Raw genomic sequence first — 538 nt, 5'->3', positions numbered from 1 at the left:
CCGAACTCGGCACGCTTCTCACGGATGTACTCGGCGATGTCATCGAACGGGTACCGCTCGACCACCAGGTTCTCCGGGATCTCGAAGCCCTCGGCCTGGGCGACCTTGAACCAGTCATAGGCGGACTGGCTGGTCGCGTCCGCGTCCAGGAGCAGCGTCGGCAGGCCCAGAACGACGGCGTAGTAGAGGGCGATGAACCAGGCGGAGGTCGTCTTGCCGGTGCCGCCCTTGAGCATGCCGACGACGATGACAAAGGCGTCCCAGGCGCTGGCCGTGGCCGCGGCCAGGGTCTTGTGACGGGTGTTCTCACTCACGAGTGCTTGATCTCCTGAATCTAGAGAGGTGTGTTGACTTGGGTGCGTCGGCGAACGCCGACGTTCGGTTGCGGCTGATTGCAGATGGCGGAGGGGCCCGTGCTGCAGTGCTGGATCCGGGGCGGCGCACCGTCGGTCTCGGTATGTGCCAGGCGCCGCCGGTGACACCTGCGAGGGCGCTCATGACCGCTTCCTCGGGGTGCGGGCCGGGCCGTGGTTGTGCT

1 pseudogene is annotated in these 538 nt (G+C 66.5%); it reads right to left on the bottom strand.

Going from position 1 to position 538, the window contains the following annotated elements:
- A pseudogene (locus tag RMT89_RS40860) lies at nucleotides 1-314 on the bottom strand (ParA family protein); the annotation flags it as partial.
- Nucleotides 315-538 lie beyond the last annotated feature (224 nt).

It is taken from the genome of Streptomyces sp. P17 (assembly GCF_032436805.1).
Classification (GTDB): Bacteria; Actinomycetota; Actinomycetes; order Streptomycetales; family Streptomycetaceae; genus Streptomyces.
The sequence above is the reverse complement of the archived record's forward strand: the minus strand, read 5'-3'. Positions and strand labels throughout refer to the sequence as shown.